15 protein-coding genes and 1 pseudogene are annotated in these 15029 nt (G+C 61.0%); 10 read left to right on the forward strand and 6 right to left on the reverse strand.

Going from position 1 to position 15029, the window contains the following annotated elements:
• Nucleotides 1-13 precede the first annotated feature (13 nt).
• Together AC4D2O_RS07525 and AC4D2O_RS07530 are read left to right on the forward strand one after the other, a co-directional pair.
• Complete coding sequence (locus AC4D2O_RS07525; protein ID WP_490906177.1) at nt 14-184, forward strand: hypothetical protein; 171 nt, start codon at nt 14-16, stop codon at nt 182-184.
• A 227-nt stretch (nt 185-411) separates the two neighbouring features.
• Entirely contained in the window at nt 412-1215 is an 804-nt protein-coding gene (locus AC4D2O_RS07530; RefSeq protein ID WP_490906178.1) for a hypothetical protein, read from the forward strand.
• Between the two features lie 366 nt (nt 1216-1581).
• Here AC4D2O_RS07530 and AC4D2O_RS07535 read toward each other — a convergent pair whose 3' ends face one another.
• Nucleotides 1582-1839, reverse strand: coding sequence for an META domain-containing protein (locus AC4D2O_RS07535; protein WP_490906179.1), 258 nt, complete (start codon nt 1837-1839; stop codon nt 1582-1584).
• Between the two features lie 453 nt (nt 1840-2292).
• Between AC4D2O_RS07535 and AC4D2O_RS07540 the strand changes: the two genes are divergently transcribed.
• The gene (locus AC4D2O_RS07540; RefSeq protein WP_490906180.1) at nt 2293-2541 is read left to right on the forward strand and encodes a hypothetical protein; all 249 of its coding nucleotides are present in this window, start codon (nt 2293-2295) and stop codon (nt 2539-2541) included.
• A gap of 175 nt (nt 2542-2716) precedes the next feature.
• Nucleotides 2717-2944 carry a hypothetical protein gene (locus AC4D2O_RS07545; protein WP_490906181.1) on the forward strand — a complete coding sequence of 76 codons (228 nt, stop codon included), beginning with the start codon at nt 2717-2719 and terminating at the stop codon, nt 2942-2944.
• A gap of 47 nt (nt 2945-2991) precedes the next feature.
• On the opposite strand, the gene AC4D2O_RS07550 is transcribed toward AC4D2O_RS07545, so the two are convergent.
• Nucleotides 2992-3213: a hypothetical protein gene (locus AC4D2O_RS07550; RefSeq protein WP_490906182.1), complete on the reverse strand. Its 222-nt coding sequence runs from the start codon at nt 3211-3213 to the stop codon at nt 2992-2994.
• Nucleotides 3214-3333: 120 nt separating this feature from the next.
• Here AC4D2O_RS07550 and AC4D2O_RS07555 point away from each other — a divergent pair, with 120 nt between their 5' ends.
• Nucleotides 3334-3528, forward strand: coding sequence for a hypothetical protein (locus AC4D2O_RS07555; RefSeq protein WP_490906183.1), 195 nt, complete (start codon nt 3334-3336; stop codon nt 3526-3528).
• A gap of 404 nt (nt 3529-3932) precedes the next feature.
• Here the strand turns inward: AC4D2O_RS07555 and AC4D2O_RS07560 are convergent, their stop codons facing one another.
• Together AC4D2O_RS07560 and AC4D2O_RS07565 are read right to left on the reverse strand one after the other, a co-directional pair.
• Nucleotides 3933-4316: a DUF7793 family protein gene (locus tag AC4D2O_RS07560; protein WP_490906184.1), complete on the reverse strand. Its 384-nt coding sequence runs from the start codon at nt 4314-4316 to the stop codon at nt 3933-3935.
• 503 nt (nt 4317-4819) lie between these two features.
• Nucleotides 4820-5323, reverse strand: coding sequence for a zinc-binding dehydrogenase (locus tag AC4D2O_RS07565; RefSeq protein ID WP_490906185.1), 504 nt, complete (start codon nt 5321-5323; stop codon nt 4820-4822).
• Nucleotides 5324-5402: 79 nt separating this feature from the next.
• Between AC4D2O_RS07565 and AC4D2O_RS07570 the strand changes: the two genes are divergently transcribed.
• The 4 genes from AC4D2O_RS07570 to AC4D2O_RS07585 all read left to right on the forward strand — a co-directional run bounded on the left by AC4D2O_RS07570 (nt 5403) and on the right by AC4D2O_RS07585 (nt 9730).
• Nucleotides 5403-6968, forward strand: a complete 1566-nt coding sequence (locus tag AC4D2O_RS07570) for a DHA2 family efflux MFS transporter permease subunit (protein ID WP_490906186.1) — start codon at nt 5403-5405, stop codon at nt 6966-6968.
• A 650-nt stretch (nt 6969-7618) separates the two neighbouring features.
• Nucleotides 7619-8272: a hypothetical protein gene (locus tag AC4D2O_RS07575; protein WP_490906187.1), complete on the forward strand. Its 654-nt coding sequence runs from the start codon at nt 7619-7621 to the stop codon at nt 8270-8272.
• Between the two features lie 365 nt (nt 8273-8637).
• On the forward strand, nt 8638-9144 hold the full coding sequence (locus AC4D2O_RS07580) for a GNAT family N-acetyltransferase (RefSeq protein WP_490906188.1): 507 nt from the start codon (nt 8638-8640) through the stop codon (nt 9142-9144).
• Between the two features lie 85 nt (nt 9145-9229).
• Complete coding sequence (locus AC4D2O_RS07585; RefSeq protein WP_490906189.1) at nt 9230-9730, forward strand: GNAT family N-acetyltransferase; 501 nt, start codon at nt 9230-9232, stop codon at nt 9728-9730.
• 109 nt (nt 9731-9839) lie between these two features.
• Here the strand turns inward: AC4D2O_RS07585 and AC4D2O_RS07590 are convergent.
• Nucleotides 9840-10145, reverse strand: a pseudogene (locus tag AC4D2O_RS07590) (beta-galactosidase); the annotation flags it as partial.
• On the opposite strand from AC4D2O_RS07590, the gene AC4D2O_RS07595 reads away from it, so the two are divergent.
• Nucleotides 10120-11154 (forward strand): NAD(P)-dependent alcohol dehydrogenase, encoded by a 1035-nt coding sequence (locus tag AC4D2O_RS07595; RefSeq protein ID WP_490906190.1) that lies wholly within the window; start codon nt 10120-10122, stop codon nt 11152-11154. The pseudogene AC4D2O_RS07590 and the gene AC4D2O_RS07595 sit on opposite strands and share 26 nt — an antisense overlap.
• Nucleotides 11155-11418: 264 nt before the next feature.
• Here the strand turns inward: AC4D2O_RS07595 and AC4D2O_RS07600 are convergent, their stop codons facing one another.
• Nucleotides 11419-14457 (reverse strand): alpha-mannosidase, encoded by a 3039-nt coding sequence (locus tag AC4D2O_RS07600; protein ID WP_490906191.1) that lies wholly within the window; start codon nt 14455-14457, stop codon nt 11419-11421.
• Nucleotides 14458-15029 lie beyond the last annotated feature (572 nt).

The raw sequence follows: 15029 nt of genomic DNA on the forward strand, positions 1-15029 counted from the left end.
AGAAGGAGATCTGGTGCAGCAGTGGATGTGGGTCCTTTTGGCACTTCCGCTTATCGTTTTGGCTTCCGTGGTGCTCCTAAAAATCAACACGGAGAGATCGAAGATAAGCACCCGCCGCCTCTGGCTGATTTTCGGGCTAATCCTTCTTGCGATGTTTGTCTTTATCATTCTGGCCGTATCCTGAGCCTTGGATCAGACTCGATAGTCCACACGTGTTGCGTCGACCGCTTGAATCCGCCCCACCTCTCCGCCCTTGTTTACCGTCCAGGGTAAACGCCCATTTTGCGACCCGACGGCAGCAGTGAGACCTGCCGGTGCTCAAGGTCGCCTGCACGTGCGCGGGCCGATCGGCTTGCGGGCGTGTAGGAGCGTCGGCGGTCGGACACGAACTGCGCGTGTGATACTCAGCGAATGGGTGTCTGGGGATACGGAATTTTTGATAGCGATGATGCGGTGGATGTCCGGGAGACGTTCAAGGACCTAATTGGTAAAGGTCTCCACCCCAGGCTCGCCTCGCAGCAAACCATTGACGAGTATTGCCTCGAACCGATCGAGAACATCGACAACAACCAAGTCGTCCTCGCTCTGGCCAGTGTCGAACACGACCTCGGCATCGCTGACGACTACATCACCGAGCAGGCGCTGCGGATCATCGCCTCCGAGGAACAGCTCGAGCTCTGGGGCGCGGACGCCCCTCGACGAAAGAAAGCCCTACAAGCCCTTCGAAGGAAACTGCTCAAGGACCTGCCAGCACCGAAGAAAGTACGGGCGCCCACATTCAAGGACACTCCCTACACCGTCGGACAGCACATCCTGTTCCGGGATGAAAAGTCAGGCTCCAGACTCCTATTGCGCGTCGTCGGCCACAACACATACACCAAGGGACGGTACCCCCGGTTCACCGTTCTCAATTGGAACGGCGATGAGGCGGGACTCCAGGAACCATCCAAGCTTCGTCCTCTGCGTCTTGCTGTGCCCTTCTTCAAACAACGCATCTATATCGGCGCCCTCATCGTGGGAGGACGGGTAAAGAAAACAAACCTGACGCTGCTCGCTGACACTACCGTCGTGGAATCCGACGACGAGTACAGCACGCACTTCCTGCGCTGGTCAGACTTGGTCGAACACGTGCGCGATGAGGTTACAATCCTTTCACCCACCCTCACGGAACCGTCTGCATCCGACAGCAGCTCACCAACCAGTGCTACAACGTAGTCGGGTACTGCTAGGCAACTCGCTGCCCTCAACGAGCTGACGCCGCACGGAAGCGGACCGGCTTACGGGCAGGTCAAGATCGGCTTCTGGCTAGGTGTTTTCATTTCGGTTGCCTTCTGGTCCCTGTTTGTCTTCATCGTCCCGGACCGCGGCCTGTACGATTCGCTTCTCGCCCTGCCGCTGCCAATCCTTGCAACCTGTGGCACCGTCTCGGGTTACTACAAATACCGGCAACTACTTCGCGTGAAGTAGTCCAACTAGCCCTACGCTCTCGAGCCATGATTTGAACCCGGTGAAAGCCCAGGGACGGTTGATGACCGGCTCACGGGCGCCTCTTATGCCGGTGTGACGCCAACTGAATGCTGTTTAGTCAGCTGCTCGAACGAACGTGAGGCTGCCTAGCTCGCTAGCCATAGCGAGCGTTTCACCGTCCCAGGTGTAATCAATCGGTCTTCCAATGAAGGACGAGACCCACGCGTCCATGCTTGCCTCCGGTTCGAAGCAGCCTTTCTCCGTTGAAATGATTCGTCCCGCGTCGATGGTGATCTTGTCCGAAGTGACGCTGACAGGAGCGGTCAAGGTGTTGCAGGGCGCGTTGATCACGGCGGTGTACTCGTTGTTCATCGTCGTCATTCTCCACCGCACAGGGTGCTGGGTGATCCAGGCAAGTTCCCCGTTGGTGTCAGATCCACTTTCGGTCTGGAACCGAATGCCCTCGAGGTCACGCTCTGCAGTAGACCCGCATCCGCTGAGTACGAGAGCTGCCGCTCCTAGCAGAGCTGATTAATAGGCGCGATCGATTCATGGCTCAACATCAGCATGACGCGGCGGTCCTAGGCCATAATCGACGAGAAAAGTACCCAGACTGAGTTGATTACCGGCAAGCTCAGAAGGTCTCTGCTGCCGGACCCGACGGGGCTCCCGCTAGAGGATCCCGCTATGGGAACGGCCTACGTGCGCGATCCAGAGGGTTCAGGACCGAAAACGCAGACTCGCACGACCCACGATTGGGTCGACTTAGGGGAACGCTCACTCGACTCGCGCTAGGCTCACCAGAAATGAACTAATGGGGGCAGCATGAAGGCTTGGTATCTGAGCGTTGTTTCATGGATCGTAACGGCACTCATCGCAGTCCTCGGAGTCACAGCGGCGAGCACCATCTGGTACTTCCAGGAACCGGTGGTCGACTCAGTAGCTCAACCCAGTAGCTACTTCATCGCCGCCGCCTCGGGCCTCGCGGTGCTCACCCTCAGCTTTCTCCTCAGCTGCGCACTCACTGTCTTCGCTGCACAGTTCGCGGCGAGACGGCACACCACAAACAGCTAGCCCCGGCAGGCTTTCCCGCTGAAGGACCGGCTTACGGGCGGCCCGTCCCGACCATGAGGACATACTTAGTTGCTAGTGGCACCCTGCAAGCTGGTCTCCTGACTGCGAAGGGCTTTCGTTCCTAACAAGTAGGATGCGACTAGTAACTTGGCAACTACACATTTGCGTCATAACAATGAAAGAGAAGACAGTGTCTAATGATACAACCAGTAAAGATGCGAGGAATAAGCTTGCAATTAGCCTTATCGCATTAATTGGATGCTTCATCTTCGCATCAAGTTTAATTATTCAAAGCGAGTCTCCGGTCCTTGGGGTGATATTTTTACTCCTCATAGTAGCCTTATCAATCGAGGTGGGAGCAAATGCCCTTTTAAAGGGTAGAAGAAAACGGCACGATCACTGAGCGCTGGTCGGTCACAGCTTCCATCATGCTGTTCTGTGACGGATCGCTCATTGCGTCGGCTTGGATGAGTGCTTTGCAGCTCTGGCGTATAACCACACGCTGGCGGCCAGGAAAACGAGGGCGAGAATCTGCACGGCCCAGTACAGCCCAGTGGCAGCGCGACCTTCGTACGCTACGGATACCCAGTTGCTCACTAGTATCAGCAACATGAGAATGCCCCCGTACACGGCCTCGCCTTTCGTCGGCCACTTCCAAAACTTGGACTTCATGCCCCAAGGCTATGGGCGGGGTCAATAGGCAGCTGAGCGGCATGCGTAGATCCGAATCGGACGCAGCGGGATCGGCTTACGGGCAGTGGGGGACGCCCCTACCGCCTCTTAAGATGAACTATGAACAAGATCATGAAGCGCGGTTTCTGGATTTTCTTCTTCCTAATGATGTGCGTTATCGCCTACCATCTTTTTGGATGGATCGGCGTCCTGGCGTTCATCGCTGTTGTGGTTCTATGCGGAGCCGCAACGATCCCTATCAACCGGAAGGTGCGGGAAGACGAACGCACGGCGCGTCTTCGCACTGACCGGTAATTCTCCGTAGGGGATCGACTATGGGATGACTTAGGGGAGGTTGCTACGCCGCATGGCCATGGGACAAACGCGAACCGAAAGACCGGCAGCTAAGCGTTACTGGCGTGTCGCATGGATCGCCCTATTTGCGTCAATAATCCTCGGAGCGATCCTCGCGCTGCCCCTGAATGTCAGCCCGTTCGTCACCATAGGGTTCATCGCTGTGCTGCTCCTACTCGCGACGCTGCCACTTGCACTTGCTGCGAGGAAAGAACGGATTAAACAGGTACGGCTTGAGCGCGACGGCGGACAGTCGTAGGTTGCTGATCGTTCCCCGTTGAAGGATCCTCCTGCGTACACGCTTCGCTGGATCCTGCCTGGATCCTGCACGGCGACAAGACTTGTCCATAACGAGCAGTCATGCATCAGCCGGAGTGGGGGTGGTCAGCTAACCAGGCCTGAGCTTCCTCGACGGTGTTGAAGTGGCGTGTCGGGTAGGGCGGTTCGTGGACGTCGGTGAAGTAGCTGGTGATGAACCGGTCAACCGGTGACGGGCCGACCGAGGCCAGGGCTGCGATGTTCAACCCGCGGGCCAAGATCTTCAGCGCGCCTCTGCTGAGGGTCACCATCTCGTTGAGCATCACCAGCATCGGCGGACACACGTCCGGGCACAGGGCATTAGCCCGCTCGACGAGGGAAGACGCCATAGGGTCGGTCACGGTCACCCGTGTGATCCATTCGATCCATATCACCTCACCGCGCATCTCCGCGGTGAAGGCGTCCTCGACGAGCATGGTTCGGTCAGACATGAAGCTGCCCCTCAGATCAGTAGGAATCGGCGGTGATCCTTAGTTCTCCACCGTAGTCGCCAGCTGCGCACACTACGTGCATGCCCTTTAGACCGCGATCTGTGCCACGTACCCGTTGCCGAACCGTATGCCCAGGATCATCTGTCCAGATGTTCATGGTGGGTCTTTGTGGATGTCGGTGCGGGGCGGCGGCACCCGGGCGAGGACCACCCGTTGCTGCGCATCCGGACGGTCGGCGGGCTCGAGCATCCCACCGGTATTGGCTCATATGTTGGGGAAGGCGATGGTGGGCTTGTCGTTCCGGAGCTATAACAGGACGGCACTAGCAGTGTTGACAAGAATGATTCGGCATCCTTCACGGGCCAGAGCGCTACTCATCCCAGCAGTATAGGAACGCCGGCTGGTCGATGGCTTAGCTGGTGGCCTGACCTGTAGCTTCGTCGGACCGCATGCAACTCATATGACGCATTCCCCCCTGGACAGGAGCATTCCCTCCTGCAAGTTCACGCATCCGCAATGTGGGCGACGAGCTTGCCGAATACAGCTCCGCCCAGACGATCGAGCGCGGCTGGAATATCTGCGAATGCGACGACCTGAGCGATGGGCATACGAATGTGACCCTCGCGGACGAGCGATCCCAGTGTCGCGACGGCGTCATCACGCTGCGCCGTAGTACGCACGGTGTTCAGAGCGCCGGTGATCGAGATGCTGCGCATGAGGATCTGGAACGGCTCGATAGACGGGAACGTAGTCCCGCCCGCGAAACCGACCAGTACGAATCGTCCACCCATGGCGATGGAGTCGAGCGCCTGTTCGGTCAATGGAGCACCAACCCTGCGTGACCACATGGAAGCCCCAGCCCAGTACGGCATCGACCCGCGCATCTCCGGCAACAACGGATGATCCCGGGCCACGTTCGAGCCATCAGACATGGGTCCGGCACTTGTTTTCACGACCATTTCACTATCAAGAGAGCCCATGATGGCATCTAGTTCCAGCGAATCCACCCTGGGAACCGCTCCCCCAGCGACAGGTGCCGGTGCCCCAGCGGTCCCGTCCGATGCCCGGTTGCCCCCGGGTAGCGCGATGATCATTGGGCTCCTGATGGCCTCGGCCTTCGTCGTCCTGCTCAACGAGATGATGCTCGGAGTTGCCCTGCCGACCCTGATCAATGATTTGGACATCACGCCGACGACCGGTCAATGGCTGACCACCGCGTACCTGCTGATCCTGGCCGTCCTCATCCCCGCCACAGGATTCGTGCTGCGCAGGTTCAACACCCGACTGATCTTCTTGACATCTATGACACTGTTCCTGAACGGAACGGTCATCGCTGTCATCGCCCCTGGGTTCGGTGTCCTCTTGTCTGGGCGGATCCTTCAGGCAGTCGGTACTGCAGTCTTCATGCCTCTGCTCATCACCACCACGATGCGCCTGGTCCCGGTCTCACGCCGCGGCCGCATGATGGCCATCGTCACCGCAGTACCCGCCATCGCCCCCGCAGTCGGACCCGCTGCCTCCGGGCTGATCCTGTCCCAGTTCTCCTGGCGATGGCTGTTCATCCTCATGCTGCCGATCATCGTCGCGACACTGATCCTCGCTGCCGTGAAACTGCGGAAAGTCACCGTACCCGAGCAGGCAACACTGGATGGTGTGTCCCTGCTGCTGTCCGTCATCGGGTTCGGCAGTCTGGTCTTCGGACTGGCATCCATCGGCGAATCCGTATCCGGCCACGCACCCATCAACACCTACCTGCCGATCCTCATCGGCATGATTGGCGTGGCAGCATTCGTCTACCGCCAGGTCTGGCTGCAACGCCACCGGCACCCGATGCTGGACATGCGGATCTTCCGGAAGAGCTCCTTTGTCCTGCCCATGATCGTGATGACGTTCCTGCCCATGATGGGATTCGCCATCACCATCATCCTGCCCATGATCCTGGCCGGCGTCCTCGGACTGACCACGCTCCAGATGGGCCTGTTCCTCTTCCCGGGAGGGGCGATGATCGCGATTGTCTCCGCACTCGGGGGACGGATCTACGACAAGGTCGGACCCAGGCCACTAGCAATTCCCGGCTCCATCCTGTGGGTGGCGTCCATCTGGTTCCTGACCACCATCACCGAGAACACCAACGTCTGGCTCGCCCTCGGTGTCTACCTGATCCTCACCGGAGCACAGGCAATGATGTGGACCCCCATGACCACCTCGGCCCTCAGCTCCCTGCCCGATAACCTTTACGCCCACGGCACCGCGGCGCTCTCCACTATCCAGCAACTAGCCGGCGCGATCGGAACCGCCATCCTCATCTCCGCCTACACCATCGGAGCCAACGTCACCCATACTGGAACGCTGAACCTCGATGAGAGCACTGACGCCGGACAAGCTGCCTTCACCGTCGCCGCGACCCTCGCCCTCGGAGCCGTTATCGGCAGTCTGCTCGTGAAGAAGCCACAGTCGGGTCGACCTGGTCTGAGCGGCGGAGGTCGATGTCGTCTCCGGCAGGGGCCAACCCCGTTCACCACATTCCCAGAGGACTGTCCGGTAGGGACTGTCCGACAAACGGTGTGTGGAGTCGGGACTGTCCGAGAAACGGTGTGTGGGGTCCGGCGTTTCATCAGTGAGTGGTCTTCTCGAGTCGTCCGGCGAAGGTGATCGCCAACGCGTCCAGCGCTGGCTTCCACCTGATCACCCAGCGTGCGCTGCCGCCGCCTCGTTCGGTAAGTGTCCCCTCGATGGTCGGGTGTCTTCAGTTAGGTAGTGCCGATGATGAGTGAGCTGGCTACTACTTATTTGATTGTTGGCCCGATCTGCGGCGTCCACCCCGGGGATTGATCCATCAGCATGAAGGCTGCCGCTCACCGAGCGGTGAACGACAGCCTTCGCACTAGGTATGCGGGGGTTAGCAGCGGTTGCGGCGCTGTTCGGCGGTTGAAGGGTTGTTGAAACAGGTTTCCCCGGTGCTGCGGAGGTTCGTCGTGACGATTGGTGCCCCGGGCGCCCTAGTCTCCTCGACCAGCGGCGTGATCATTTGAGGGGTTACGGTGACGTCGGGCTCCGCCGGGACAGTTGCCGTTGCGACCTGCTGCCGTGTCTGTCCGTCAGTGCTCGTTACTACCGGGGCGATAGGTGTGCACAGGACATCCGATTCCTCGGAGCCGGGCCGGGACCCGGTGGTGACGATGGGGGTACCTGGCACTATTGCTGTCGTCACCGCTGTGGTCCCCGGAGTATTGGTCGTTGTTACCGACGGAACTCCGGGAACAGGGGCATCGGTGCGGGCTGCGAAGGTATATACCGTCGTCGTGGTGGTCGTGGTCCGCGTCGTCGGCTGCGAGCTCGTCGCTGTGCGTTCCGTCTGCTGGGTGGTCATGGTGGCGATGGCTGTCTGGAAGGTCGTGGTGGTGCACGATTCACGCCCCTGGGTGCTGGTGAAGACTTCAGTGAAAGGCGTCGTCGTAGTGATCAGTGTTTCCCGCGGCTGGGTGGTCGTGGTAACCCGTTCCCGAGGTGTGGTGGTGGTGGTGACGATCGTGGTGGGGGTCGTCGTGGTGGTCAGGACAGCCCTGTCGCACCTTTCGACGGACTTCGCTGCCTGTTCATTGTTCACCCTGCGGCAGTTGGTGGTCGTGGGTGTTCGCGTGCTGCTTGGCGTGCCTTGCTCCGTGCTGGGGGTGGAAGTCGGGGTGCCGAAAACAATGACGTCTTCACTGGTCGCGTCGCCCGCGTTGCGTTCTTCCTCGGTCACCACAGATGTGCCGGCACGCTCGGTGCGAACGACGATGGCCTCGCCAACGTTGCGCTCCTGGGTTGAGATTTCCGGGTTAGGTTGCCGGACTGGAAGCGACGTGTCCACGGTGACAGGATCACCCACTGGGCGGTCCGCACTGAAGGTGGTCGTCGGAGTGCCTGAAAGAACATCCGGACCAACGACGACAGTCGTGACGGTGCACGTCTGAGTATTGGTGCTAATGGTCCCGCCCAGCGCCGCACAGTTGGCTCGTCGTTCATCGGGACCGGCGGACACCGGGCCGGCGGGGGCCAACGCGACGACCAATGCCACCGTCGTCGCAGCCACTAAAGAAGAAAAACGCACCATAGCATCCCCTCACGGATTGACCCCGCGCGCGCGGGGTGTACCGACCGTACGGAGGCGGGGATGCCACGGCAACGAAGTTTGGTCGGTTTCAACAGAGTCGAGTAGCAAGCCAGCCATAAGCAGGTAATTCATTCGGTCGAAAGAGGGGTGCACAACGTTGCGTATGCCGATCCCTAAGCACCATCGGTCCCCGGGCTGGTTCAGGGAGGTGCATATACTCGCTGAATGTCTGAGACGATCCGGGTTCGCCATGCACAGTTGGCCGACGTGCCGGCGATGGCCCGGGTTCATATTGATGCTTGGTTGGAGACGTATCGCGGTCTGATTGCTGATCAGATCCTCGATGATCCAGCGTTCTTCTCCGCGCGGGAGCGGCAGTGGACGACGGCACTAACGGATCCGCGGTTCAGCTCCCACCGCGTAGCGGTTGCGGAGCAGGGCGACGTAATCACCGGCATAGCGATGTCAGGACCGACCGCTGAAAAGTCTGAAGCCCTGCGCCTGTACGTCTTGTACATACTACGGCAGTGGCATGGTTCGGGAGCCGGCACCGCTTTGCTGGAAGCGGTACTCGCGCCAAGCGAGGCGGCGACGCTCTGGGTGGCCGATCCCAACCCCAGGGCGCAAGCGTTCTATCGCAAGCACCGGTTCGAACCGGGCGGAATCGAGAAGGTCGAGGACGACCTCAAGGAAATCCACATGGTCCGGCCCCGCAGCCCCACTAAGGCTTGAGAGTCATGGCCGGATAGGCATCGGGTTGCGGGCACCTGCAAGACCTATCACCTGACGGCCCGGGTGAAGAGCCTATAGTTGCCCGATGATCCGGTTGCGCAGGTGGTCAGACCCCGATGCAGAGATGTTGCTCGAAGCGAACACGACCGCAATGACGACCTTCATTGCTGGCCCGGAGTCCGCCGAGCAAGTAGCGAAACGACATGAGCACTACCTTCGCCTATGGCAGGAGGGTACTGCCAGAATGTTCGCGATCGTGGACGGTGATGACGCTGTTGGTGGTATCGGCTGGTGGCAGATCGATTGGAATGGTGCGTCCGCTGTCGAGACCGGATGGTTTGTCCTTCCACGAGCCCAAGGGCGCGGTGTGGCAGGTGCGGCGGCCCCTCTCATCGTTGATGATGCTGTCAGTTTCGCCCCGTCGGGGTCCAGCCTTTACGCCTTTCCGTCAGTTGAGAACGTTGCCTCCAACGCGCTGTGCTTTCGGTCTGGTTTTGAATTGATGGGTAGTGATCAGTTTCCATTCAGAGGTCAGGATCTGCAGGTAAATGTTTGGAGACACGAGCTTGCAGCGAACCTTCCATGAACCCACACGCAGTTTCGACTTCCTAGGCGGAGCTAGGCTGCCTAGGGAAACCGTGGCCCAAACGGGTCCGGCTTCCGCCGCTTATTGAAGATGCTGGCGCTGTCCTCCTGACTGCGGCAAGCCAACCGGGCTCGCTGTTCCGGATCCCGACGGCCGCGTCGGTGAACAGCCGTGCTGGTAGGCCACCCTTATTCCATTCCGCGAAGATGTAGGGGCCAGGCCGAACGATGGCACGCATTCCTTCGGCGGCAACGAGGTCAAGGAAAGAAATCGCACTCACTTCCGACGGCAGGTTCACGTGACCCCGGTGCAGGGTTGGGTGAAGAATCGATGGTGTCTGTTGTCGGAACCAGCCCACCCTCCACGGGCGGCGATCAGGAGTACACAGCATGAAGGCTTTGCAGTACCACGCCATTGGTGCGCCCCCTGAAGTGGTAGAGGTAGAAACCCCGGAGCCCGGCCCCGGCCAGGTCCGATTGAAGGTCACCGCCGCCGGCGTGTGCCACTCGGACGAATTCATCATGAGCCTGCCCGAAGACCAGTACGTCTACGGTTTGCCGCTGACGCTGGGACACGAGGGCGCCGGCATCGTCGACGAACTCGGGGACGGAGTCGTGGGCGTGGAACTCGGCGATGCCGTAGCCGTGTACGGCCCCTGGGGGTGCGGTACCTGCTACGCGTGCTCGCAGGGGAAGGAGAATTACTGCCCCCACGCCGCCAGCCTCGGTATCGCACCTCCCGGCCTCGGAGCCCCGGGCGCCATGGCCGAATACATGATCGTCGACAACGCCCGTCACCTGGTACCACTCGGGGACCTCGACCCCGTGACGAACGTATCGCTGACTGATGCCGGCCTTACCCCCTACCACGCGATCAAACCCTCACTACCGAAACTCGTCCCTGGTTCCGTCGCTGTCGTCATCGGCACAGGAGGACTCGGACACGTGGGCATCCAGATCCTGCGCGCATTGACCAACGCCACCGTCGTCGCTCTGGACGTGAACGAGGACAAACTGCAACTAGCCAAGGACGTCGGCGCCCACCACGTATTCCTGTCCGACAACGACGCCATAACCGAAGTGAGGAACCTGACGCACGGCCTCGGAGCGCAAGCCGTGTTCGACTTCGTAGGAATACAACCAACCATGACCATCGGTCAGGCAATGATCCGCGCCGAAGGAGACCAGGTCCTGGTAGGAGTCGGATCAGGGTCCCTACCGGTAGGAATGCTCGACAAACCCTATGAAGCCACCATTCGCAGCCCCTACTGGGGCTTCAGGTCAGAGCTGTTCGAGATCCTCGACCTCGCCCGCTCCGGCGCCGTCCACGTCGAAACCGAAGTCTTCACCCTCGATGACGCGCCCCGCGCCTACGAAAAACTGCACGCCGGGAATCTCCGCGGACGAGCCGTCATCGTCCCCTGACCCCCCGGACAAAGGACCACAGGCAGAACCCGCCGCCGCAGGCCGGAACCCGATGCGGGATTCCCACCCGGCCATGCACGTTCTCGATTCCAAGATCAACCTGGATCTCGTGGAGCGGCTGGGCACTGCCGGGAGGGTTGTCGATGCCGTGGCCCTCCTGCCATGCAGTGGGACGCTGAGGTGAACGTTGCGGTGTTCGGTGGAGTCGGATCACTGATCACGTCGAACTCTTGAGAGGACCTGAGCAGAGTAGTGCCGCAGTGGTCAGCTCCTGTGGCGGACGAAGCGCAGCGTGACCAGCTGGAAGGGCCGTAACACCAGCTTGACCACGGATCCCTCCTCAACAGTCACACCCGGGGCTTCCTTGGGGCGCTCCAGCAAGTCCGTGGCCACCGCGCCAGAGCACTGGAAGTGGGCCCTCAGGTGTCCGGTTGAGCGCTCCCCCAACGATTCGTAGAGCCGGACGATGACGTCGCCCGTGCCGTCTTCGGCCAGCTTCACTGCTTCTATGACGATTGCGGGGCTGGACACGGAAAGCAGGGGTTCCACGGGCCGTGCGCCGGAGATGAATCTTGGCTTCAGGTTGGTGCGGTACCCCTCTTCCACGGCGTCGGCGATCGCAGCGCCGGGCCTGATGGACAACTCAAGAGTGTGCTCACCTCGGTCTGCTTCCGGGTCCGGGAACCGGGCAGAGCGCAGCAGTGAGGTGCGGACCGTCGTCGTGGTTCCACCATCGGCGCGGACCGCCCTGGTGACGTCATGCCCGTAACTGGAGGAGTTGCTCACTGCTACGCCGTAACCGGGTTCCGCGACGTGGATCCAACGGTGAGCGCAGATCTCGAACTTGGCTGCTTCCCAGGAGGTGTTGGTGTGCGTCGGCCGGAAGACGTGGCCGAACTGTGTTTCGGACGCTGAACGATCCGCCCTGACGTCCAGCGGGAAGGCGATCTTGAGCATCTTCTCGCGTTCCTGCCAGTCAACCGTGGTGGCGATCCCCAGCGAGGCCGCACCGGGCTCGAGAGTCAGGCGTTGCGTGATGGTGGAGGCACCCACCTTGCGTCTGACCATCACGACGACGCCCGCTGGTGAGCGCTCAATGTCGACGGCATCCGCTTGGGTCAGTGGGGTGACGTTCCGGCGGTAGAACTCTTCGATGTCCCAGGCGTCCCATTCGTTGGGACTGTCCCTGAAAAGCTCCAACAGGTTCCCGGCCTGCCCGGGGGCGACGGCGTCGCGGCCGCTGGCGTGGTCCAAGAGGGAGGTCAGCAGGCCGTCCGGGTTCAGGACCGCGCGGATGATGCCATTATCCAGCACGTAGCCGTCGTCGTGCTCGTCCACCTGAACACAGGAACGGGGGTTCGTGGTCTCAGCAGCACCCAGCGCGGGCACGCCGTTGCGCTGATGCGGCGCAGCGTTCAGCAGGAACTCATGGCCGCCCTCGCCCACCAGGGCCTGGGCGGCTCGGCCGATGATGTCCTCGAGATCCCGGGCTATGGCTTCATAGTTCCGTTCGGCGTCCTGGTGGACCCAGGCAATGGAGCTGCCAGGCAGGATGTCATGGAATTGCTGCAGGAGGACCAGCCGCCAGAGCCGCTTGAGCTCGTCCGCGGGATACGCGTAGGCCCCGCCGATCCGGACAGCGGCAGTGGCGCACCACAGCTCGGCCTCGCGCAGGAGGTGCTCACTGCGACGGTTGCCGCGCTTGGTCTTGGCCTGGCTGGTGTACGTTCCACGGTGCATTTCCAGGTACATCTCACCCACCCAGACCGGCAGGTTGGTGTACTCGGCCTCGGCCTTGGTGAAGAAGTCCTTGACGGTGCCCATGCGGACCTTCGGGGAACCTTCCAGATCCGCCGTGCGATGCGCTGCAGCAACCATCTCGCGCGTGGGGCCGCCTCCACCGTCGCCATAACCGAAGGGCACCAGTGACATGGTTCCCCGGCCGTGGTCGCGGTAATTGCGCTCCGCGTGGGCCAGTTCGCGGCCATGCAGTTCAGCGTTGTACGTGTCCACCGGCGGGAAGTGCGTAAACAGCCGGGTGCCGTCGATGCCCTCCCACGCAAAGGTGTGGTGAGGCATCCGGTTGACCTTGTTCCAGGAAATCTTCTGGGTGAGGAACCAGCGCGAGCCGGCTTCCTTGACGATCTGCGGGATGGCCCCGGAGTAACCGAACGAATCCGGCAGCCAGGCTTCCTGGCACTCGATGTCGAACTCGTTCAGGAAGAAGCTCTTGCCTTCCACGAACTGGCGGGCCGTGGCCTCGCCTCCTGGCATATTGGTGTCCGATTCCACCCACATGCCGCCCACTGGTCCGAACTGGCCGGACTCGACTTTTTCCCTGATGCGTACAAAGAGCTCGGGGAAGAACTCCTTCATCCACGCCATCTGCTGCGCCGAAGAACAGGAGAAGACGAAGTCCGGGTCTTCATCCATCAAGGCCACCACGTTGGAGAAAGTGCGGGCACACTTGCGGATGGTTTCACGGATGGGCCACAACCAGGCGGAGTCGATGTGCGCATGGCCGGTAGCCAGCAGTTCATGGGCGGACGCGTAGGCGGGACGGCTGAGGACCTGCGCCAGCTCTGCGCGGCCCGCAGCCGCGGTTCCCGCGACGTCGTCCGGGTCCATGACGTCCAGCATGCGTTCAAGTGCGCGGAGGATCTCGTGGCGCCGCGGCATCTCCATGGGAAGTTCGTGCATCAAGCCGCTGAGGGTCCAGATGTCCTGGTTGAGTTCCCACACGGTTTCGTTCAGTTCAGCAATGGCGATGCGGCCCAGACGGTACCGGGACTCCTCACCGGAGGTGGCCCTGTCCCCCAGCGGTGTAGGGGCGAAGGACCAGTCCGCTGCAATATTCGGGTTGGCTGCGGCCTCCACATAGAAGTCCACCGAATGCCCTCCGCCGAGGAGCTTCAGCGGAACGTGAAAGTTCCGTGGCGAGATCGCCTTGATGATGCTTCCATCCGAGCGCCACGCAGTGCCTTCACACTGAAACCCTGGGCCGGTGCTGTTGAAGCCGAGATCCACGATGATCTCCACCGCGGTGGAGTCAGCCATGCCCCAGTCCTGCGGCACCTCGCCCTGCAGGCGCAACCACTTGGTGCTCCAGGCCTTGCCCCACGCGGCACCCGGCTCCTGCGACGTGAAAACCTGGCGTAGCGCATCTGCGGCGGGCACGGGTTCCCCTGGGGCGTCCCAGCTGCTGAGCTGAAGCGGAATCGCCCTGCCGTAAATGGCCGGACGAATACGTTCCCGAACAAACCGACCGAGACGCTGCTCGGCATTCAGGCGGTCGTCGTGCATCTAGATCTCCTCCTAGGATTCGGGTCGGCTGATCAGAATCGGTGATGGGTATGAACCGCTGGGTGGCAGTGCTTCCCCTCACATGAGGAGCGCCAGCGAGCAGGTGGTTCACGATGGTTTGCACCATCGAGCTACTTCGGATTCAAGCGTGATGAACACCCGTCGAAGCACGCCACGTTCCGCCCACGCCTTCGAGCGGGCCTTGCCCGTGAAACCGTAGCCCCGGTGCAGAAGCCCTCAGCGCGGAGGGGACCGGCCCCGTCATGCCTGCAGGGATCTCAGATCCCCTCATTCTGTAGCTTTTCTGACGTCGAGCATAGAGGCCATCTTGTTGTCCTTGACCCTACTTCCCGGGGTCTCCGAGAGGCCTGACGGGTCCTGGACAGGAAGGAGGAGTTCTGACCTACTGAACGTGGCGAAGGATTTCGTCTACGACTTGAGTGAGGCCCTTACCTGGTTTCCGGGGGGCGCCGGAATCTTTGATGGGTAGGCGTTCTCCGCAGCGCAGGGCAAATTGATGCGCACCGGCCACGAATCGTCCGGCTCCCCCAACACCAAGGGAAAACCCATGC

The sequence above is a fragment of the Arthrobacter sp. TJ-238 genome, assembly GCF_058269215.1.

Excerpts from the sequence above, each read along its gene's own strand:
- AC4D2O_RS07560 (WP_490906184.1), bottom strand. The coding sequence starts at position 4,316 with ATGTCTGACCGAACCATGCTCGTCGAGGACGCCTTCACCGCGGAGATG.
- AC4D2O_RS07595 (WP_490906190.1), top strand. The coding sequence starts at position 10,120 with ATGAAGGCTTTGCAGTACCACGCCATTGGTGCGCCCCCTGAAGTGGTA.
- AC4D2O_RS07550 (WP_490906182.1), bottom strand. The coding sequence starts at position 3,213 with ATGAAGTCCAAGTTTTGGAAGTGGCCGACGAAAGGCGAGGCCGTGTAC.
- AC4D2O_RS07585 (WP_490906189.1), top strand. The coding sequence starts at position 9,230 with ATGATCCGGTTGCGCAGGTGGTCAGACCCCGATGCAGAGATGTTGCTC.
- AC4D2O_RS07540 (WP_490906180.1), top strand. The coding sequence starts at position 2,293 with ATGAAGGCTTGGTATCTGAGCGTTGTTTCATGGATCGTAACGGCACTC.
- AC4D2O_RS07580 (WP_490906188.1), top strand. The coding sequence starts at position 8,638 with ATGTCTGAGACGATCCGGGTTCGCCATGCACAGTTGGCCGACGTGCCG.
- AC4D2O_RS07600 (WP_490906191.1), bottom strand. The coding sequence starts at position 14,457 with ATGCACGACGACCGCCTGAATGCCGAGCAGCGTCTCGGTCGGTTTGTT.
- AC4D2O_RS07530 (WP_490906178.1), top strand. The coding sequence starts at position 412 with ATGGGTGTCTGGGGATACGGAATTTTTGATAGCGATGATGCGGTGGAT.
- AC4D2O_RS07570 (WP_490906186.1), top strand. The coding sequence starts at position 5,403 with ATGATCATTGGGCTCCTGATGGCCTCGGCCTTCGTCGTCCTGCTCAAC.
- AC4D2O_RS07545 (WP_490906181.1), top strand. The coding sequence starts at position 2,717 with ATGAAAGAGAAGACAGTGTCTAATGATACAACCAGTAAAGATGCGAGG.
- AC4D2O_RS07535 (WP_490906179.1), bottom strand. The coding sequence starts at position 1,839 with ATGAACAACGAGTACACCGCCGTGATCAACGCGCCCTGCAACACCTTG.
- AC4D2O_RS07555 (WP_490906183.1), top strand. The coding sequence starts at position 3,334 with ATGAACAAGATCATGAAGCGCGGTTTCTGGATTTTCTTCTTCCTAATG.